Origin of the sequence: Micromonospora sp. WMMD964 (genome assembly GCF_029581455.1) — a bacterium.
Taxonomy (GTDB): Bacteria; Actinomycetota; Actinomycetes; order Mycobacteriales; family Micromonosporaceae; genus Micromonospora.
The window spans coordinates 5959582-5977047 of record NZ_CP120860.1; the positions used below are offsets into that span (position 1 = coordinate 5959582).

General features: G+C 71.2%; 16 protein-coding genes. 7 read left to right on the forward strand and 9 right to left on the reverse strand.

Annotated elements, in window-relative coordinates; all coding sequences use genetic code 11:
• Position 1: 1 nt before the first annotated feature.
• Complete coding sequence (locus O7616_RS27085) at positions 2-2209, reverse strand: M48 family metalloprotease (RefSeq protein WP_282304574.1); 2208 nt, start codon at positions 2207-2209, stop codon at positions 2-4.
• A gap of 172 nt (positions 2210-2381) precedes the next feature.
• Positions 2382-3158 carry an alpha/beta fold hydrolase gene (locus O7616_RS27090; protein ID WP_282304575.1) on the reverse strand — a complete coding sequence of 259 codons (777 nt, stop codon included), beginning with the start codon at positions 3156-3158 and terminating at the stop codon, positions 2382-2384.
• A gap of 232 nt (positions 3159-3390) precedes the next feature.
• Here O7616_RS27090 and O7616_RS27095 point away from each other — a divergent pair, with 232 nt between their 5' ends.
• Positions 3391-4749 (forward strand): pentapeptide repeat-containing protein, encoded by a 1359-nt coding sequence (locus tag O7616_RS27095; RefSeq protein WP_282304577.1) that lies wholly within the window; start codon positions 3391-3393, stop codon positions 4747-4749.
• Between the two features lie 11 nt (positions 4750-4760).
• On the opposite strand, the gene O7616_RS27100 is transcribed toward O7616_RS27095, so the two are convergent.
• On the reverse strand, positions 4761-5342 hold the full coding sequence (locus O7616_RS27100; RefSeq protein ID WP_282304578.1) for a TetR/AcrR family transcriptional regulator: 582 nt from the start codon (positions 5340-5342) through the stop codon (positions 4761-4763).
• A gap of 220 nt (positions 5343-5562) precedes the next feature.
• Here O7616_RS27100 and O7616_RS27105 point away from each other — a divergent pair, with 220 nt between their 5' ends.
• Positions 5563-7029, forward strand: a complete 1467-nt coding sequence (locus O7616_RS27105) for an MFS transporter (protein ID WP_282304579.1) — start codon at positions 5563-5565, stop codon at positions 7027-7029.
• 55 nt (positions 7030-7084) lie between these two features.
• On the opposite strand, the gene O7616_RS27110 is transcribed toward O7616_RS27105, so the two are convergent.
• Positions 7085-7717 (reverse strand): TetR/AcrR family transcriptional regulator, encoded by a 633-nt coding sequence (locus O7616_RS27110; protein WP_282304580.1) that lies wholly within the window; start codon positions 7715-7717, stop codon positions 7085-7087.
• Positions 7718-7776: 59 nt separating this feature from the next.
• Here O7616_RS27110 and O7616_RS27115 point away from each other — a divergent pair, with 59 nt between their 5' ends.
• The 3 genes from O7616_RS27115 (at position 7777) to O7616_RS27125 (ending at position 9843) form a co-directional block, all read left to right on the forward strand.
• Positions 7777-8067, forward strand: a complete 291-nt coding sequence (locus O7616_RS27115; protein ID WP_282304581.1) for an antibiotic biosynthesis monooxygenase — start codon at positions 7777-7779, stop codon at positions 8065-8067.
• Positions 8068-8375: 308 nt separating this feature from the next.
• Positions 8376-9353, forward strand: coding sequence for an SEC-C domain-containing protein (locus O7616_RS27120; RefSeq protein ID WP_282304582.1), 978 nt, complete (start codon positions 8376-8378; stop codon positions 9351-9353).
• Positions 9354-9384: 31 nt separating this feature from the next.
• Entirely contained in the window at positions 9385-9843 is a 459-nt protein-coding gene (locus O7616_RS27125; RefSeq protein ID WP_282304583.1) for a nitroreductase family deazaflavin-dependent oxidoreductase, read from the forward strand.
• Positions 9844-9899: 56 nt separating this feature from the next.
• On the opposite strand, the gene O7616_RS27130 is transcribed toward O7616_RS27125, so the two are convergent.
• The 3 genes from O7616_RS27130 to O7616_RS27140 form a co-directional block, all read right to left on the reverse strand.
• Positions 9900-10343 (reverse strand): hypothetical protein, encoded by a 444-nt coding sequence (locus O7616_RS27130; protein WP_282304584.1) that lies wholly within the window; start codon positions 10341-10343, stop codon positions 9900-9902.
• On the reverse strand, positions 10343-10789 hold the full coding sequence (locus tag O7616_RS27135) for a hypothetical protein (RefSeq protein WP_282304585.1): 447 nt from the start codon (positions 10787-10789) through the stop codon (positions 10343-10345). Before O7616_RS27135 ends, O7616_RS27130 begins: the two co-directional genes overlap by 1 nt.
• A gap of 339 nt (positions 10790-11128) precedes the next feature.
• Positions 11129-11392 (reverse strand): DUF6244 family protein, encoded by a 264-nt coding sequence (locus tag O7616_RS27140; protein WP_282304586.1) that lies wholly within the window; start codon positions 11390-11392, stop codon positions 11129-11131.
• Between the two features lie 380 nt (positions 11393-11772).
• Between O7616_RS27140 and O7616_RS27145 the strand changes: the two genes are divergently transcribed.
• Entirely contained in the window at positions 11773-12297 is a 525-nt protein-coding gene (locus O7616_RS27145; protein WP_282304587.1) for a hypothetical protein, read from the forward strand.
• Positions 12298-12362: 65 nt separating this feature from the next.
• On the opposite strand, the gene O7616_RS27150 is transcribed toward O7616_RS27145, so the two are convergent.
• Positions 12363-13022, reverse strand: coding sequence for a hypothetical protein (locus O7616_RS27150; protein WP_282304588.1), 660 nt, complete (start codon positions 13020-13022; stop codon positions 12363-12365).
• Positions 13023-13240: 218 nt separating this feature from the next.
• On the opposite strand from O7616_RS27150, the gene O7616_RS27155 reads away from it, so the two are divergent.
• Positions 13241-15793, forward strand: coding sequence for an NACHT domain-containing protein (locus O7616_RS27155; protein ID WP_282304589.1), 2553 nt, complete (start codon positions 13241-13243; stop codon positions 15791-15793).
• On the opposite strand, the gene O7616_RS27160 is transcribed toward O7616_RS27155, so the two are convergent.
• Positions 15783-17330 (reverse strand): hypothetical protein, encoded by a 1548-nt coding sequence (locus O7616_RS27160; protein WP_282304590.1) that lies wholly within the window; start codon positions 17328-17330, stop codon positions 15783-15785. The two genes, O7616_RS27155 and O7616_RS27160, sit on opposite strands and share 11 nt — an antisense overlap.
• Between the last annotated feature and the right edge of the window lie 136 nt (positions 17331-17466).

Sequence of the window (17466 nt, forward strand, 5' to 3'; positions counted from 1 at the left end):
GTCAGTCGTCGGAGGCGGGTCGGAAGGTGACGGTGTCGCCGTCGGCGGTGGCGACGCCGGTGACGGTCAGCGCGTTGTCGTCGGTGAACGGCGAGCTGGTGCCGAAGTACGTGGTGGTGCCGCTGACCTGCACCCGGCCCTGGCCCTGCAGCGGCGTGGCCACCCGGGCGCTGCTCGGGCCGGTCAGCTCGACGGTGACCTTCGGGTATTCCAGGATCTTCCAGGTGATCTTCTGCGCGGACCCGCCGTAGTAGCGGAACGGGCAACCGGGTGGCGCGGCGACCGTCTGCTTGGCGCACTCGTCCAGCCAGGCGCGGACCCGGGCGTCGACGGCCTCGGTCGCCGCCGGCTTGAGCACGGGGGTCAGTTGCAGGGTGGCCGCGCTCTGCCCCGGTGCGGCCAGCACCGTCGTGCTCGGCGTCTCACTGAGCGCGCTGGACGGGCCGGTGGCGGTGTAGGCACCGGGCAGCAGCACCAGCGGCGGCCCCTCGGTGGCGACCGGCAACTCGACCCCGTTGAGCTTCACCCCGGGGTCGGCGATCGACGAGTTGAGCGGGATCGGCCCACCGGTCAACCGCCAACCGTGGAACAACCCGGCGGTGGCCTCCTGGTCGCGCTCCAGCGTGAGGGTGGCGGTCTGCGGCGCGTCGGCCAGCCGGTACGCCACGGTGGCCGTCGCCTTGTCGCCGTCGCGTTCCAGCGAGCTGACCTCGACGTCGGTCGGTGGTTGGTAGCCGTCGCCGCGCAGCAGTCGACCGAGCCGTTCGGTGTCGGTGCCGGCGCCCTGGTCGGTCAGGTAGCCGAGCGCGGCCTCGCTGTCCCGGTCGGCGAGCGCGCCGAAGAAGCCCTCGACCGCCGTCTGGGGGCGGAAGAACGCCCACTGCACCGCGCTGAGCCCACCGGCGCCGAGGCAGGCGACCAGGGCGAGGACACCCACCAGCAGCCAGGTGCGGCGGCTCCCGACCGGGCCGGGTTGGTTGAACAGCCGCTCGACGGTGACCGGCTCGGCCACCCCGACGGGCGCGCCGGTCGGCGTCGCCCGTTCCAGCGCGTCGAGCCGGAGTTCGTGCGGCGGGTGGGTGGCGCAGACCGCCTCGTCCCAGCCGCTGCGGCCGGTCTCGAAGGACAGCCGCCGTTCCAGGATGCGGCGCATCCCGTCGACGTGCCCGGTGAGCACGGCACCGAGGTCGGCCCGGTACTCCGCCGCCCGGACGTCACGGGCGTGCAGCGGCAGCACCACGTACCGCATGGTGAGCAGCACCGGCCAGAAGAACAGGAAGACCACGAAGTTGGTGGCCGGATGGGGGAACGTCCGCATCAGCCAGGTCGGCAGGGCGTGCGCGAGGGTGAGCGGCAGGCCGACGCCACGCACGAAGGCGCTGGTGATCTCGTCCCCGGTGCGCCAGTGCACCAGCTCGTGACTGAGCAGCGCGGCGATCTCGTCGTCGGCCTCGGTGAGCACCGCGGTGGTGACCACGACGTGCCGGGCGTACGTGCGGGCGTTGCTCAGGACGGGGTCGTCCTCCATGAGCAGCCGCGGCACGCTGGGCAGGCCGAGCCGTCGCGCGCAGTCGTCGAGCACGGGTCGCAGCCGCGCGGCCTCGCGACGGCTGGGTTGGCGGGCGCCGGAGACGACGAGCAGTCGCGGTTCCAGCAGCACCCGGTAGAGGGTGTAGAGGACCCCGATCAGCGCCGCCGCGACGACGGTGCCGAGCAGGCCGGTGACCACCGTGAAGGGCCCGTCACCGGCACCCAGCCAGGGCAGCACCAGCACGCTGACGAAGCCGACGACGAAGCCGACGGCGAAGCCCGCGACACCGCCGAGAACCCCGCCGGAACGGCTCAGGAACGACTCCAGCAGGGAGCCGATCAGCGGCGCGTCGCGAAGCACCTGTGGCACCTGGTCGTCCGCGCCGACGCCGCCGGCGAAGAGGCCGACGATGCCGAAGCTGAGGCCGCCCCAGAAGGCCAGGAGAAGCGCCACCGGCAGGTAGAACCAGGTGGCGACGAAGGCGCCCAGCACACCGCGCCAGTCCCGCAGGATCCCGGCGCGCAGCCAGACCAGCGCGCTGGGATAACCCGGTGGGCGGTCGGTCAACCCACCGACGGTCGACGGCGGGTCGGCCGCCGGTGGTTCGGCGGCCCGGACGTCGAGCTGCGGCACGGTCGGCGGGGTGTTCTCCGGCGGCATGGTGTGCGGCTCGGTCATGCGCGCTGCTCCTTCGCGAAGGTCACTTCCTCTGTCGTCAATGGACAGCCGCAGCAGGCTATCGAGGACATCTGATGTCTGCCACATCCTTTCCCGCCAACGTCGGGCAACCGACAGTCACCCGTCCACGACTGTGGGGGTGGTCCCGGCGGGACCACCCCCACGGGCCAGGTCAGAGCGCGAGGCAGTTGGGCCGCACCGGGCCGTCGACCAGGGCGCCACGCACGATGCTGTACGCCGTGCCGTCGAGCACCAGGCCGAGGTGCCCCACCACCCGCAGCGGGCAGTACGACTGGATCAACACGTTCGTCGCCCCGTCGTTGACGACGGCGTTGCCGGTCGGCCGGACCAGCTCGTCCTGCAGCGTGCGGATGGTGGTGTAGCGCACCGCGCCCGGGGTGTCGTCCCCGGCGTTGAGGTCGGCGAGGAAGGCCGAGCCGATGGTCATCTGTTGGCAGGCCACGATGCCGGCGCAGCTGCCGAGTCCGAGGAACGCCACGATGTTGGCGACGTAGGTGCCGTACTGCGGTGTGCCCAGGCTGACGTAACGGCCGACGGCCGCCGTGCCGCCGAGCCGCTTGAGGTAGTAGCGGCTGACCAGGCCACCTTCGGAGTGGGCGACGACGTCCACCGTCGACGCGCCGGTGCCGGCGCGCACCTGGTCGACGTAGGTGGCGAACGCGCGGGCGGAGGTGGGGATGTCGCCCAGGCCCAGCCCGGGCAGTTGGTAGACGAAGGCGCGGTAGCCGTCGGCGCGCAGCCGGGCGGCGATCGGCTCGTACGCGACGGCGACGCCACTGAGCCCGCCGACCACGATCACGGGGTTGGCGGCGGCAGTGGTCGAAGCGGCGGGGGCCGGGGCGGCGGGGGCGGCGGTCGCCGTGCCGGCGGAGGCGATCAGGGCGGCGACGGCGACGGATACGACGAGGACGGTCTTTCGGAGCAGCATGGCTGCACCTCCGGGGGGAGGCACCCGGCGAACCGGGCAGGTGGGTGGGGGTGTCCGGTCGACAGTGCGACGATCATCCCCGCAACGATTCGGCAACGTCAATGACTTGTTACGCGCCGGTAACCCGTTGTTCCGCCGTGGGTGCAATCCGGCAATTCACCGGGCTCTCCACATCGGACGGCCGGGTTGGTGCGTACCCCCGGGTCGGGCCGTCGAATGGCATGCTGTGGCCGTGGCCCCGGACGAATCCGCCGAGCGCCGGCTCCGGGTGATGCCCTGGTGGCTGGTCCTGGTCGGTCTGCTGATCGCCGCCACCCTGGGCTGGCTGGTGCTGGACCTGCTCCTCACCGAGGCGGACCGGGCCGGTCAGCCGGACACCCGGGCCACGCTGCGCATCGACGCGATCCGCACCGGCCTGACCGTGGTGGCCGGCACCGGCGGGGGGCTCGCCCTGCTGCTGGCCGCCCGCCGGCAGTGGATCACCGAACGCGCCCAGCGACACCAGGAGAGCGTCGCCGCCCGGGATCAGAGCCACCGCGACCGGGTCCAGGCGCACGCCGAGTCGGTGGCCGAGGCCGCGCAGCGCCACCAGGACCGGCAGTCCTCAGCCGCCGAGCACGACGCTGCGGAACGGCGGCTGACCGAGCTCTACACCCGGGCGGTGGAACTGCTCGGCAACGACAGCGCGGCGGTACGCCTCGGCGGCCTGCACGCGCTGGAACGCCTCGGCCAGGACAATCCGGGGCAGCGCACGACGATCGCGGCGGTGCTCTGCGCGTACCTGCGAATGCCCGCGCCCGACGACGAGCCGCGCGAGACGGAGGTCCGGCGCACCGCGCAGCGCGTGCTCACCCGACACCTGCGTGCGGACGACGCGGCCCACTGGCCGGAGCTGACGCTCGACCTGGTCGGCGCCCGGTTGGTCGACTTCGACGCCGCCGGCTGCACCCTCGTCGACGCGAACTTCACCGGCGCGGTGTTCACCGGCACGACCACCTTCGCGGGCGCGACGGCTCGAGGGCGTCTCCTGCTCGGGGCGGCGACCGTCGACGACGTGGTCTTCGAGGGCCTCACGGCCCACGGCGAGGTCGTGCTCGACGGCGTTCGGGGTGTCGGCCAGGCCAGCTTCGACGGGGCCGCCTTCACCGGTGGCCTGTCCTGCCGGCGAGCCGCCTTCGCCGGCCAGACCTCGTTCCGCCGGACGACCTTCGGCCAGCCCACCAGCTTCGACGCGACGCGCTTCGAGGACGCCGTCACGTTCCGGGAGGCCGTCTTCGAGGGCGCCCTGTCGATGGAGCACACCGAGTTCGGCCGGTCGGCGACCTTCTACTCCGTCCGCTTCACGAACATGGCGCTGTTCCGCTGGACGGTGTTCGGCGCGGAGGCGCTGTTCGACAGGGCCCACTTCGCCGACGCCGCGAACTTCGGCCGGGCCCGGTTCCACAGCATGGCGAGCTTCCGTGACGCGCAGTTCAGCCGACCACCGCAGGTGGAGCAGGCTCGGGCGATGGTCGACGCCGGTCACCGCTGGCCGGCGGGCACGGTGACCGAACGCCTCGACGACGAGTGGCTACTGCTGGTCGACAGCTGACCGGGCGGCGGTCAGCGCGGGGCGGCCGGCGGGCGCAGCCCGTCCAGGGCCACGCCGAGCACCCGGTCGCGCTGCTCGGGGGACGGGAACTGGGCCATGGTGAGGCCACTGATCAGCCGCACCACGTCGTCGAAGCCGATGTCGTCACGGACCGCGTGGGCGGCCTGGGCCCGGCGCATGAGCGGTTCACCGGCGGCGTAGATCTCCGTCCGGCAGCTCTGGAAGATCTCGGAGTCGTGCAGCAGATGCTCGGCAAGCGCCCGCTTGGTGGCGACGTACGCGACGAAGCGGTGCAGCCAGGCGACCAGCGCGTCCCAGGGTGCCAGCTCGGCCAGGTCCTCGGCGGAGCGGCTCAACGCCCGGACCTCCTCGACGTAGACCGCCTCGAACAGGTGCCGTCGGCTGGGGAAGTTGCGGTAGAGCGTGCCGATGCCCACCCCGGCCCGCCGGGCCACGTCCTCCAACGAGGCGGCGGCGCCGTTCTCGGCGAACGCCTCACGGGCAGCGGCGATCAGGGAGTCGTAGTTGCGCCGCGCATCGGCCCGCTTGGGCCGTTGGGCGAAGACCTCGGGCGCCTGCCCCGCGCTGCTCATGACGTGCGTCACCTCAACCTGGTTGCATCCGGAGGCATCCCTCCGCTAGCTTAGTGGAGGCACCCCTCCGGAATCGCCGGAGGCCTGCCTCCGGTTAGCTTACCTCGGGACCCGCACGATCGCCGCCTGGCCACCCCGATCGCCCGGACCCGACATGCCCGCCCGCCAGAGACGACGGGTGACACACCTCCCTCCGTACCGTTATCAGGAGTCTTCTCTCGTGGCAGTGACCTCCCGACGCAGCTCGCGTCGGCTCACCTTCACCGTGCTCGCGGCCGGCGCCGGGTTCTTCGCGATGCTCCAGTCGCTGATCACCCCGGTGCTGCCGACCATCCAGCAGGACCTGCACACCTCCCAGAACACCGTGACCTGGGTGCTCACCGCCTACCTGCTCTCGGCGTCGATCTTCACGCCGATCCTCGGACGGGTCGGCGACATGGTCGGCAAGGAGCGGATGCTCGTCGCCTCGCTGGCCGCGCTCGCCCTCGGCTGCCTGGTGGCCGCCATCGCCCCGAACATCGGCGTCCTCATCGTCGCCCGCGTCGTGCAGGGCATCGGCGGCGCGGTCTTCCCGCTGTCGTTCGGCATCATCCGGGACGAGTTCCCGGCCGCCCGGGTCTCCTCGGCCGTCGGCGCCATCTCGGCGATCGTCGCGGCGGGCGGTGGCCTGGGCATCGTGCTGGCCGGCCCGATCGTCGCCGCGCTGGACTACCGGTGGCTGTTCTGGATCCCGATGGTCGTGGTGGGCCTGACCGCCGTCGCCGCCCACCTGTTCATTCCCGAGTCGCCGGTCCGCACCCCCGGACGCATCGACTGGCGCGCCACGGTGCTGCTCTCCGGCTGGCTGGTCGCGCTGCTACTGCCGATCAGCCAGGGCGCGACCTGGGGCTGGACCTCCACCCGGGTGGTCGGCCTGCTCGCGCTCGCCGTGGTGCTGCTGGCCGGCTGGCTGGTCGCCGAGGTGCGCTCGGCCAACCCGCTGATCGACATGCGGATGATGCGCCTGCCCGGCGTGTGGACCACCAACCTGGTCGCCCTGCTCTACGGCGCGTCGATGTTCTCCGTGTACGCCTTCCTCCCCCAGTTCGTGCAGACCCCGGCCACCGCCGGCTACGGCTTCGGCGCCAGCATCAGCCAGGCCGGTCTGCTCATGCTGCCGATGCTCGTCGCGATGTTCGTCGCCGGCATCGTCGCCGGCCGCCTCCAGGCCGTCTTCAGCGCCAAGGCGCAGCTCGCGTCCGGTGCCGCGTTCAACGTGGCCGCGTCCGCGATGCTGGCCACCGCCCACGACACCCGGTGGGAGGTCGCCGTCGCCGGTGGCCTGGCCGGTCTCGGCATCGGCCTGGCCTTCGCGTCGATGGCCAACCTGATCGTCGCCAGCGTGCCCGCCAGCCAGACCGGCGTGGCCACCGGCATGAACGCCAACATCCGCACCATCGGCGGCGCGATCGGCGCGGCCGTGGTCAGTGGCGTGATCACCGCCCACCCGCAGGCCAGCGGCCTGCCCCGGGAGGCCGACTTCACGATGGGGTTTCTCCTCCTCACCGCGATCGCCGTCGCGGCCACCCTCGCGGCCCTGGCCGTCCCGTCCGCCCGGCGGGCGTCGGCCGGTCGCGGGCCGTCCACCGCGACGATCGTCGAGTCGGAGCTAGCCGGCGAGTTCGCCACCGTGCCCGCGACCCGCTGAGGTTCGTCGGTCGGGTCGGAGCCCGGGACGGTCAGCCGTCCCGGGCTCCGGCGCGTCAGGTGACGCAGAGCTGGGCGCGCAGGGTGGCGAAAGCCCACTCCGACCAGCGCTGCGGCGACCACCCCCGCTCCCGTACCAGGACCAGGTAGAGCTCCGGGCCGAGCAGGGCGTAGAGCACGTCGGCAGCCTGCGCGACGGACACGTCGGTACGCGCCCCCGGCTTGGTCATCAGCGATGTCGCGGCGGCCTCGTGCACCACGTACCGAGGATCGATCTCCGGGGGCCAGATTGCGGCGACCTCGGCGTCCGTCGCGACGGCGGCATCGAGCATCCGCATGATCGGCGCCACCCGGTCCAGCACCGCCGTGGTGCCGTCGACGTGCGCGCGCAACTGCTCCTGCGCCGTCGCGGCGGCCATGGCGGCCCGGAACCACTGCCGGTCCATGGTGGCCACCGGCTCGTCGTCCCCGGCCACCGTGACATCGATCAGCTCTTTGAGCAGCGTGCGCTTGTTGCCGAAAGCGAAGTAGATCGTCTGCACCGCCACCTGGGCTGCCGCCGCCACGTCCTGAAGATTCGTCGCGCCGTAGCCGCGCTCGACGAACAACTCCCGCGCGGCCGCCAGGATCTTCTGCCGGGTTTGTCGCGCCTTCTGGCTGCGTAGTCCCGAGCCCTTGACATCGCTCATGCGAGAGATTATCTCTAGAACAAGTCACTAGAAGTCAACTCTAGAGAGGAGCTACAGCGATGTCTCTGCTCGTGATCACACGCTTCACCGCCGACCCCGCTCACGCCGAGCAGGTGCCCACCCGCCACGCCGACCTCGTCTCGGCCACCCGGGAGGCCGTCGGCGGCCCGCTCGAGGCCCGCCTCGGCCGCGTCGACGAGCGGCAGTGGGTGGGCGTGTGGCGGTGGGAGTCGGCCGAGCAGCTGGCGGCGGCGCGGAAGGTGACACCGGGCAGCGCCGCCGGCACGGCGGCGTTCGCCCTGGCCATCGACCCCACCGCCGAGGAGGTCCAGCTAATCGACGAACGCTGATCCGCCGACACGACCGGCGCCGGTCGGCCGGTCCCGGCCGGCGCCGGGTGCGGCAGCGCCGGGTGCGGCAGCGCCGGGTGCGGCAGCGCCGGGTGCGGCAGCGCCGGGTGCGGCGTGTGTCGGGTGCGGCAGCGCCGGGTGCGGCAGCGCCGGGTGCGGCAGCGCCGGGTGCGGCAGCGCCGGGTGCGGCAGCGCCGGGTGCGGCAGCGCCGGGTGCGGCGTGTGTCGGGTGCGGCGTGTGTCGGGTGCGGCGTGTGTCGGAGCTAGGCTGGCCGCCTGCGCCCACCAGCCGTCGTCAGGATGTGTCCATGCCGGAACTGTTGACCGCCGACCGCATCGAGCAGATCGGCGCCCTGGGCCCGAAGAGCCCCGACCCGGCCGCGCTGGTCGCCGAACTGGTGGGCGCCGTCGACGAGGGGCGGGTCGCGGACCCCGCCGACACCGGGTTCGCCCTGCTGGTCGCCGCGGACATCCTGGAGCAGGCCGGCGACCGCGCCGACGCGCTCGCCCTGGCCACCCGCGCCATCGCCGAACAGCCCGACGAGGACGCGTACCCCCGGGCGGTGCGCGGCGGCCTGCTGCTACGCCTCGGCCGTACCGACGAGGGTCTGGCCGAGCTGACCGCGCTACGCCCGCTGCTGGAGACCCACCCCGACGCCGCGTACCTGATCGACGAGTTGGTCGAATCCGACCACACCGAGACGGCGCTGGAGTGGCTGACCGGGGCACTCGACGCGATCCTGGAACGGACCCGCACCCACCAGCACGAGTCCGAGGACGCCCAGGACGAGGCCGCTGCCATGATCTTCGGCCTGACCCAGCAACGGCACGACCTGCGCGAAGACCTGGGTCTGCCGCACGACGAGTACGACAACCTCGCCGACCGTCTGCGCGCCGCGAGCGACCACGCGCTCGACGCCCTGGACGACGGCCCGGCGACGCTGCTGTTCTGGCCGAAGGCCGAGTTCGACGCGCTGCTGGTGCGCTGGCCGGCGCTCGCCGAGAGCTACCCGCCCACCTGGGACGAACACCGCGCCAACCTCGAACGCGCCTTCGTCGAGTCCTCCGGGCTGGGCGGCGCCGACCTGGGCGTGGTCACCGGCACCGTCGAGGGTCTGGCGGCCGTCGCTGGCGTCGACCCCATCGACGAGGAAACCCTCGACGAGTACGCCGACAGCCTCGACGAGGCCGGCGTGACCGCCTGGCCACCCGGCCGCAACGACCCCTGCTGGTGCGGGTCGGGCGCCAAGTACAAGAAGTGCTGCCTGCCCCGCTCGCGCGGCTGACCGTCCTGTCGCTCTTCGAGGAGGCAATGCCGTGACCGAGCAGGATCAGCACGAGACGGTCGAGGACAGCCCGGTCGGCTGGGTCGCCAGCCACATTCGGCGCTACGTGCAGACTGACGGCGCGGACGGCGGCACGTTCCACGGCATACCGTCGCTGCTGCTCACCACCCGCGGACGCCGATCGGGCAAGCTGCGCCGCACGGCCCTGATGTACGGGCGCGACGGTGACGACCACCTGCTGGTGGCGTCCAACGGCGGCGCGGACAAGCACCCGGCCTGGTACCTGAACCTGAGCGCCGACCCGACCGTGGAGGTCCAGGTCGACGCGGAACGGTTCGTCGGCCGGGCCCGGACGGCGACCACCGAGGAGCGCGTCCGGCTGTGGCCGGTGATGACGAAGGTCTTCCCCACCTACGCGCGCTACCAGAAGGGGACCGAGCGGGAGATTCCCCTGGTCATCATCGAGCGCACGTCGGCGAAGCCGCAGTGACCAGGTGATGAGAAGTAGGTGCTGGGGTCGTCGCTGACCTACTTTTCATCACCTGATCACCGTGGGCTCTCGGGCGTGGTGATCCCTCGGGTGACTGCCCGCAGGGTGTCCGTGCTGAAGCGATCCTGGTCGACCAGCACGTCGACGGCGACACCAGGCGCCGCCAGCCAGAACGCCTCAGCGGCACCGATGAGACCAGAGCACTCGACATGCTGGAATTCGGTCAACGCCCACTCCGCAGGATCACGCTCGTGATACTCGGCCAGGAAGTCGCGTAGCTCGGCGAGGGTTCCGAGCCGCGCACCCCGGAGCACGTGCACCCGCAGGTCGACCCGATGGCCATCCTCAACCTGGCGCTCCCAGACACGAGTGGCGAAGCTGACGTCCTCCCACTCGGAGGTGAAGTCCGAGACCAGGTCACCGACGCCCGGCGGCAGGTAGCCGATGTGGAAACCGTCCAGGTACCCACCGTCCCGGGCAACCGAATCAGGCGCGCTCATCACCCGGCCGCCTCAATCGCCGCCTCCACCTTGTCCAGATAGTTGAACCACCACTCCCCCTCGCTCTTCGGACGCAGCGACAGGAGACTCGCCGCCACAACGAAGGCAAGAATGACTGCGCTGCCGGCTGGTAGCACTCCTGACAGCTGTCGGCCGGTCAGCACGGCACTGAGGAAGGCTTCGACTTCGCCAGCGGTCACGGAACTCCACGCCTCGGCCTCGGCAACCTCGGCCGCCAACTCCTGTACTTGTTGTGGTGATGGTCTTCCCCCGCAGATGTCAGCACTGACGAAGGCTGAGATAGCGACGAGCAGTTCCATAGCCGACCGCCGCGTTGGCTCATCGGAGAACGTCTTCAGTGCTTGGTCGAACTCGCCCGGCTGCCGCTTGACGGCCCAGTGCAACGCGTCGCGGACGAGCTGCTCGACTCGCTCATCGATCTTCAACTGAACCTCCGTCGTTGTGCGATCTCGCCTTGTAAGCCTTGAGGGATCCCCAGGTGGCTACCGCCCCGAGTACGACGCCGGCTACCGCCTTCGGCAGCGCTGGAAGAAACTCCGAGACGCTCGCCCATGCAGTCGCCGCCGATGAGCCACCAACAGCAATCGCCTCTGGGCTGACCTTCTTGCGCCGCGTGGGCGGAGGCGCCTCCCGATGCTCTCGACTCCGTGACTCGCGTCGTCCATCGCGGTCGGCCGATGCCGCCTCCCAGCGCGGGACCGCAGGCCGCAAGGTGACGTTCGCTGCTGCGGGTGGTTGGTGGGTTGCGCTGCCACCACCCGACGTCAGTTTCCCAGCGCTCGAACCTTGGCGATCGTCTCCTGGACGTGCTGTTTGGCCGGGTCGCCACCCTGGGACGCCTGCGCCAGCGCCTGGCGGTACGCGTCGATCATCCCGACCAGCGGACCCGAAGCCACACCCTCCAGCGCACCGGCGACGAGTGCCCGCGCCTCGGCTGCGTCCTGCGCCGCCGCTGCGGTCTTGGCCTTCGCCTCGTCCAGCTTCTGCGACGCCGCCGCCAACCTCGCGATGATCTGTGCTGCGCTCACGCGCACCTCCCCGTGGTCGACCATCGCCTCCACCACCGCACCGGCGGAGACCACCTGGGAGCGTACGAGATCCGCGCACCCAGCGCGACCGCCCGCTCGCTGATTCGTCACCTCGCTGAAGGAAACCGCGGACGAGACGTCGACTGGGCACGGCGACGGGTAGATCTTGGACAGTTTCCGTTACGCGTGAACGGAAAGTGTCCAAGATCTGGAGTGGACGCCCCGATTTCAGGCTGGGCGAGCGGTCACCGCTCGGCGACGAACATGCCGACCCCGCCGACACCTTCCACCAAGCCTTCACGGGGCGGTGCCGGGACGGGAAGCGCCGTAGAGTCCGCGGACGGCGCGAGCGATGGCCAGCGCGGGATGGGGGCGGCGACGTGACAGCTGCGGGTACGCCCGGCAGACCGGCCGGCCGACGTCGGTCGGCTGTCGCCGCCGGGCTGGGTGGTGGTCTCGTGCTGCTGCTGGCCCTCCTGCTCGCGACCGGAGACGGTTGGGGTTTCCGCGACACGCCCACGCCCACACCGGCATCGTCACCGCAGACCCAGGTCGGCCGGGAGTGTGTCGTGCGGCTCAAGGGCCTGGAGGCGGCGGCGCTGTTCCTGCGGGACGTTCCGGCGGACCGCTGGGGAGAGCCGGTACGGGGCACTGTTTCGACGTTCAGTGAGCCGTACGTGCTCTGGCTCTTCGACTCCGAGTGCCGGCCACACCGGGCGGTCGAGATGCCGCCGCGAACCACTCGCACGTTCACCGCCCGGGTGGGCCAGGTCTGGTACTACGCCGAAGCGTCAGCGAAGCAACCCGGCGAGGGCTGCGCCTGCCGCGTCTTCGGCCTGTCCGACACCGACCAGGAGTTCGGCGACACCGGACGCCTCAGCTACCGCAGCGGGCTGCCCGGATGATCGACACGACATGGCCGACGTCGGGGCATCCCCAGGACGCCCCGACGTCCGCGGACCCGCGTGGATCACGCCGCTGAGGGCGGCCCGTTCTGCGCTCGGTTGATCAGGTCGTGCAACGGCTTGGTGCCGCTGCCGACCATCACACCCGTCACGATGGCGTCGATCCAGATCGCCACCCCGTTCCAGTCGCCACCCGCTACGGCGTGCAGGATGTAGAACCCGCCGGCGCTGGACGCCACGGTGGCCAGCCCGCTCGCGAGACCCCACGCCACGATCGTGCGGTTCGCCTTCGCCCGGGCCGCCGTGGCGGTGGCCGCGGCGACCGCCTCGCGGTCGGCGTCGGTCGGGCCGTCGGTCCGGGCGTCCGCCTCGGCCACCGTTCGTGCCAACGCGGCCTCGGCGGCACGTCCGGGCAGCCAGCGTGAGAACGGTTCCAGGAGCCGTTCGACAGCCGCGGCGAACACCAGGAGGGTGAGGAAGACAGCCGTGGAGTCCTTCGGCTGGATCTTCGCGGCGGAGATGCCGCTACGCCAGATCGCCCAGGCGGCGACAGCTCCGGCGGCGATCAGCCCGAACCCCGCGAGCACCGCCCCGGGACCGGCCTGCTGCGACGCCGCGACGACGGTCAGCCCCGACTCCTGATCGGCTCGTGGCGTGGCCGCCTCGACTGCCGCACCGTCCCGAGAGGATTCCACCTCGACGGTGGTGGACACCTGTCCCTGCACTGTCCTGCCCAACCTTTCGACCCGCCGTTCACCGAGGCGTCGGGGCGTGACTCCCGCGTTCGCGAACGACTGCGCACCCACGGCGCTCGGGGCGGGAGATTACGGCACCAATGTGGACGCTGTGGCACCCGGGTGTGCGGCAGCCCCGACGGCGGTTCCCGGGAAACCACACAGCCACCCGGCGAGTCGTGACCAAGCCGTCACGCTTCGTGACCGCAATGACGGACCATTGGTACGTGGACCTGCGGGAGTGGCTGAAGGACGCGCTCGGCTGGATCGAGTCGGCGAATGTGCTCATCAGCGCCGGGTTTGCCGCGGTGGCGATGTCCGGGTGGCTGGTTCGACGGATGAGCCGGCTCCGACGCGGTGCTCCGGAGGAGCGGTACCGCCGGTGGTTCGTCGAGGAGTACCGGGTGTACAACCCGTACCTGGCGGCACCGGAGACACTGCGGCTCGAACGGACCCTGGTGCCGCTGTTCGTCACCGAGGACGGGCAGCCGGACCGCGCCGCCGACGCGGCCGAGCGGATCGCCGATCGCACCGGGCACGTCGTGCTCCTCGGTGACGCCGGGTCCGGCAAGACGACGACGCTCAAGGCGTTCGGGATCGCGGCGCTGGGCGGCATCGACGGTCGCAGCGGGACGGGTCGGGACCGGGAGGTGCCGTTCCTGGTGCCGGTGCGGCTGCTGCGTGGCGTCGTGCAACCCGGGGCGCTCACCGACTACATCCTCGCCCTGCTGCGGTCGCAGAAGGGGCTCGCAATGACCAGGGAGGAAGCCGACCAGTTCCTCGCCCAGGTGTTGCAGCAGCGGCGTTGCGTCGTGTTGCTCGACGGGCTGGACGAGGTGACGCCGACGACGTACGCGGCCGTGCGGGACGAGGTGTACCGGTTCCTCGACGACCACACACCGGAGCTGCCGACCGCCAACGCCCGGATCGTCATCACCTGCCGGCGGCTCACGTTCCTGCGGATCGCCGAGGACTGGCAGGCGGAGCGGTTCGGCGCGCACCGCAGTTACGCGCTGGCACCGCTGCGGGACACCGAGATCCTCGCCTACCTGCGGGCCTTCCCGGACCGCTTCCCGGACGTCGACGGGCCGCAGCGGTTCCTGCAGCAACTCCGCTCCTCGGGCACGTTGGGCCTGCACCGCAATCCGCTGGTCCTGTCGATGTCGGTGGGCCTGTACGCGGGCCGCAAGTTCCCCGCCATCGCGCACTCCACCGCCCGGCTGTACGACGAGATGATCGACGAGATGCTCGGCCGGCACAGCTTCCGGGCCGACGGCCTCACCACCGGTGTGAACGAGTTCGACCAGGCCGACAAGCTGCGGGTGCTGCGGGAGTTCGCACTGTGGGCGGCGCTCGGCCCGCAGGGCTTCGGGCCGTTCAGCCGGTTGGCGCTGGTCGAGTTCGGGTCGGCGACCGGTGACCGGCTACGGCAGAACATCGACGGCCGGGCCGACGAGTTCGTCGACGAGATCATCGACCGGTCCGGGCTGCTCAGCCGGGTCGTCGACGGGCAGTACGAGTTCGTGCACCGCTCGTTGCAGGAGCACCTGGTCGCCGCCGAACTGCTCCGCCAGGGCGACGACGGCCTGCGGCTGCTGCGGGAGCGGGTGATGGAGCGCGAGTGGCGTCGGCTGGTGCTCTTCTACACGGCCGTCGCGGACCAGTCGGTCGTCACGGGTTTCATCGGGGAACTGGCCGACATCGACCCGGTGCTCGCCTGCGCCTGTCTGGCCGGGGCGGACTGCCTCAACCCGGTCGGGTTCGCCGTACTCGATCGGATGGCCGAACCACTGCGTGACCCGGCGCCCGCGGTGATGCTCCCCGCCCTGGCGGCGGTCCTGAGCGCCACCGCGTCCCCACGGGCGGCGATCCGCGACTCGGCACGCGACCAGGCGTTCACCTGGTTGACGAAGGTCGCGGGCGGGGCGGACGCGGCGGACGCGCTCGGGGGCACCCACGAGACGCTGCTCGACGTGATGACGATGCTGGTGGAACGGCTGGGCGAGAGCTCGGTCAGCCGTTCCATGGTCGTCCGGCTGGTCACCGTCGTACCGGACGATCCGCGGTTCGTCGAACCGTTGTGGCGGTGTCTCCGTACCGCCGAGGGTGCCGCCGCCGACGACCAGTCGCTCGTGGCGCTGGTCGACCGACTGCTCCGGCTCGCCACCGACCCGGCGTGTTTCGCGGCGTTGCAGCGCCAACCGGCCGCACACCCGAGGTTCGCCACCGCGCTCCTGCGGCAGCAGGTGTACCCGTTCCGGCGCGGGCTGGACCGGCAGTCGAACCTGGTGACGCTGCTGTGTTGGGCTCAGGAGATCGGGCTGGCCGCGCCGGACATCAACCGCTTCCTGGCGGCCAAGGCCACCGACCCGGCCCGTTGGGCGAGCCTCGAAGCGGACCGGCGTCACCAGTCCGCTTCGGCGGTCGTCCCGGTGTTCCGGGCGCAGCGGGTCGACCGGCACCGGGCGGAACGGGCGACTGGCGCGATGCTGGCGGTGCTCTCGGTCGCGGCGCTCGTCGCGGTCGGGTGGGACCTGGCCCGCGGCCGCGGGGTGCTGAGCCCGGCCGTCGGCGGCGCGATGGTCGTGCTGGCGGCGGCGGAGCTGGGGTTGGCGCTGACCATGCTCGGGTTCCAGCCGCAGCTCGGGATGCGCAGGGTGCGGCTGTGGCGGCCCAACGAGTGGGTCGATGCCTACGAGGACCCGCGCAGCCGACACTGGCTGGTGCCCGACGCCGGTGACGGCTCCGGCGTCACCGGGTGAGGTAGGGCTGCACGTCGGCCGGCAGTCGGGGACCCTTGCTGCCGATCTGGCGGTACATCACGGCCTTGCCGGTGGCCCGACCGTCGATGTCCGCCCGTTCGCCGAACGACAGGGTGCCGGTCGCTCCGCTGACCTCGTAGGCGAGTGCGACGTTGCCGAACTGGGTCTGCACGCCCTCGGCCGTCGGGATGTCGACGCGCTCGGCGGCCATCCGGATCGCTCGCACGGCGCTCGCGACCGCGTCGTGGTACATCAGCGCGTAACCGTCGTTCAGTGTGTCGGCCGGGTATTTCGCCTCGTCACGGTAGACCTTGAGGAAGTCCGCGAAGCCTGCCGGCGTGCCGTTCCTCTTCTCGATCCAGGCCGGCGCGTCCGCCGAGGAGACCCAGATGACCGAGACGTTCGCCTCGTCGAGCATGGCCTCCTGTTGCTTGGAGAGCTGAAAGCCGGTGGCACCGACCATGACGGTCAGCGGCTCATCGTCACAGGTCCGTTCCTTCAACATCTCCGCGAAGCTCGGAAAGTCGGCGACCCGGCCGGCGAAGAACACCATCTGGAGATTCTTCGTCTTGTGGTTCACCGCGGTACACAGGCTCCGCACGATGCCGTCGAAGGCACGTGGTGCGCCCGCGTTGCGTTCTGTGCCGCCATGGAAGTTCTGCGGAGAGAACTTGATGTAATCCTTCAAAACGTCGTTATAGGTGTCCGCCAACGTCTGTGAATAGGGGTCGTTGTTGGCGTCCCGTACGACGATTCCGTTACGGGGAAGCGTGCGGGCATTCTTGTCCAGGAGGTCCTTCATCGCGTTCGCGTAGTCGCTGTTACTCGGGGACACGCTGTGAAACGTGGAGAATCTGGCCGCGGTGAGCGTGGTCGCGGAGGTGACGGCCCCGACCATGGGGATGCCTCGGATCGACAACGCCTCAGCCATCTGCTCGGTGCCCGGCTTGCTGGAGCCGAGACCCACGACGGCCACCAACGGATGTTCGGCGTCGCCCAGCTTCTCGATCCGCTCCACAAGTGACGTGTCGAACGGCTGACCGCTGCCCTGGTTGACCAGGAGGAGTTGCACGGCGGGGGCGTTCTTGTCGCCGAAGGCCGCCGAGGCGTTGACCCGCCGCAGGGCGACGTACGCGCCCTGCAAGCTGAACCTGACCTGGTCGAGGGACATCGCCGACTCGGCAGGTGGCGGGGCGACGCTCAACGGCGTCAGCAGCGCCACCCGGACGTACCGGGGCTGGCCTGCGACCTCCCGGTTCATGGCAAGGATCTTCCCGGCGACGTCACGGATGCTGCCGTCGAGCCTGGACTCGTCGGTGACCGGGCCGAGGCACTCTCCCGTGCCGGAGGCGACGACTCCCTCGCAACCGTCCACGGCGGGCGTGGACGATGTCCGGCTATCGTCGCGCTGCCCGGGCGGCACAACGATTCGCCAGACGATGTAGCCGACCGACACGATCAGCGCGAGGGCGATCAACCCGGCCAGCGCCAACCGCAGCCTGCTCGCTTCGGCCTCAGCTCCAGTCCGACGGAACACCGAACCACCTCCACGAAATCGACGCTGCCGGGAACGGCGCATCGTCGGCCCGACCCGAATGATTCACACATTCATTCATCGCGTGATCCTCAAGCGGCTGACGGGACACTATCCCACCATCGGCCACACCCGAAGA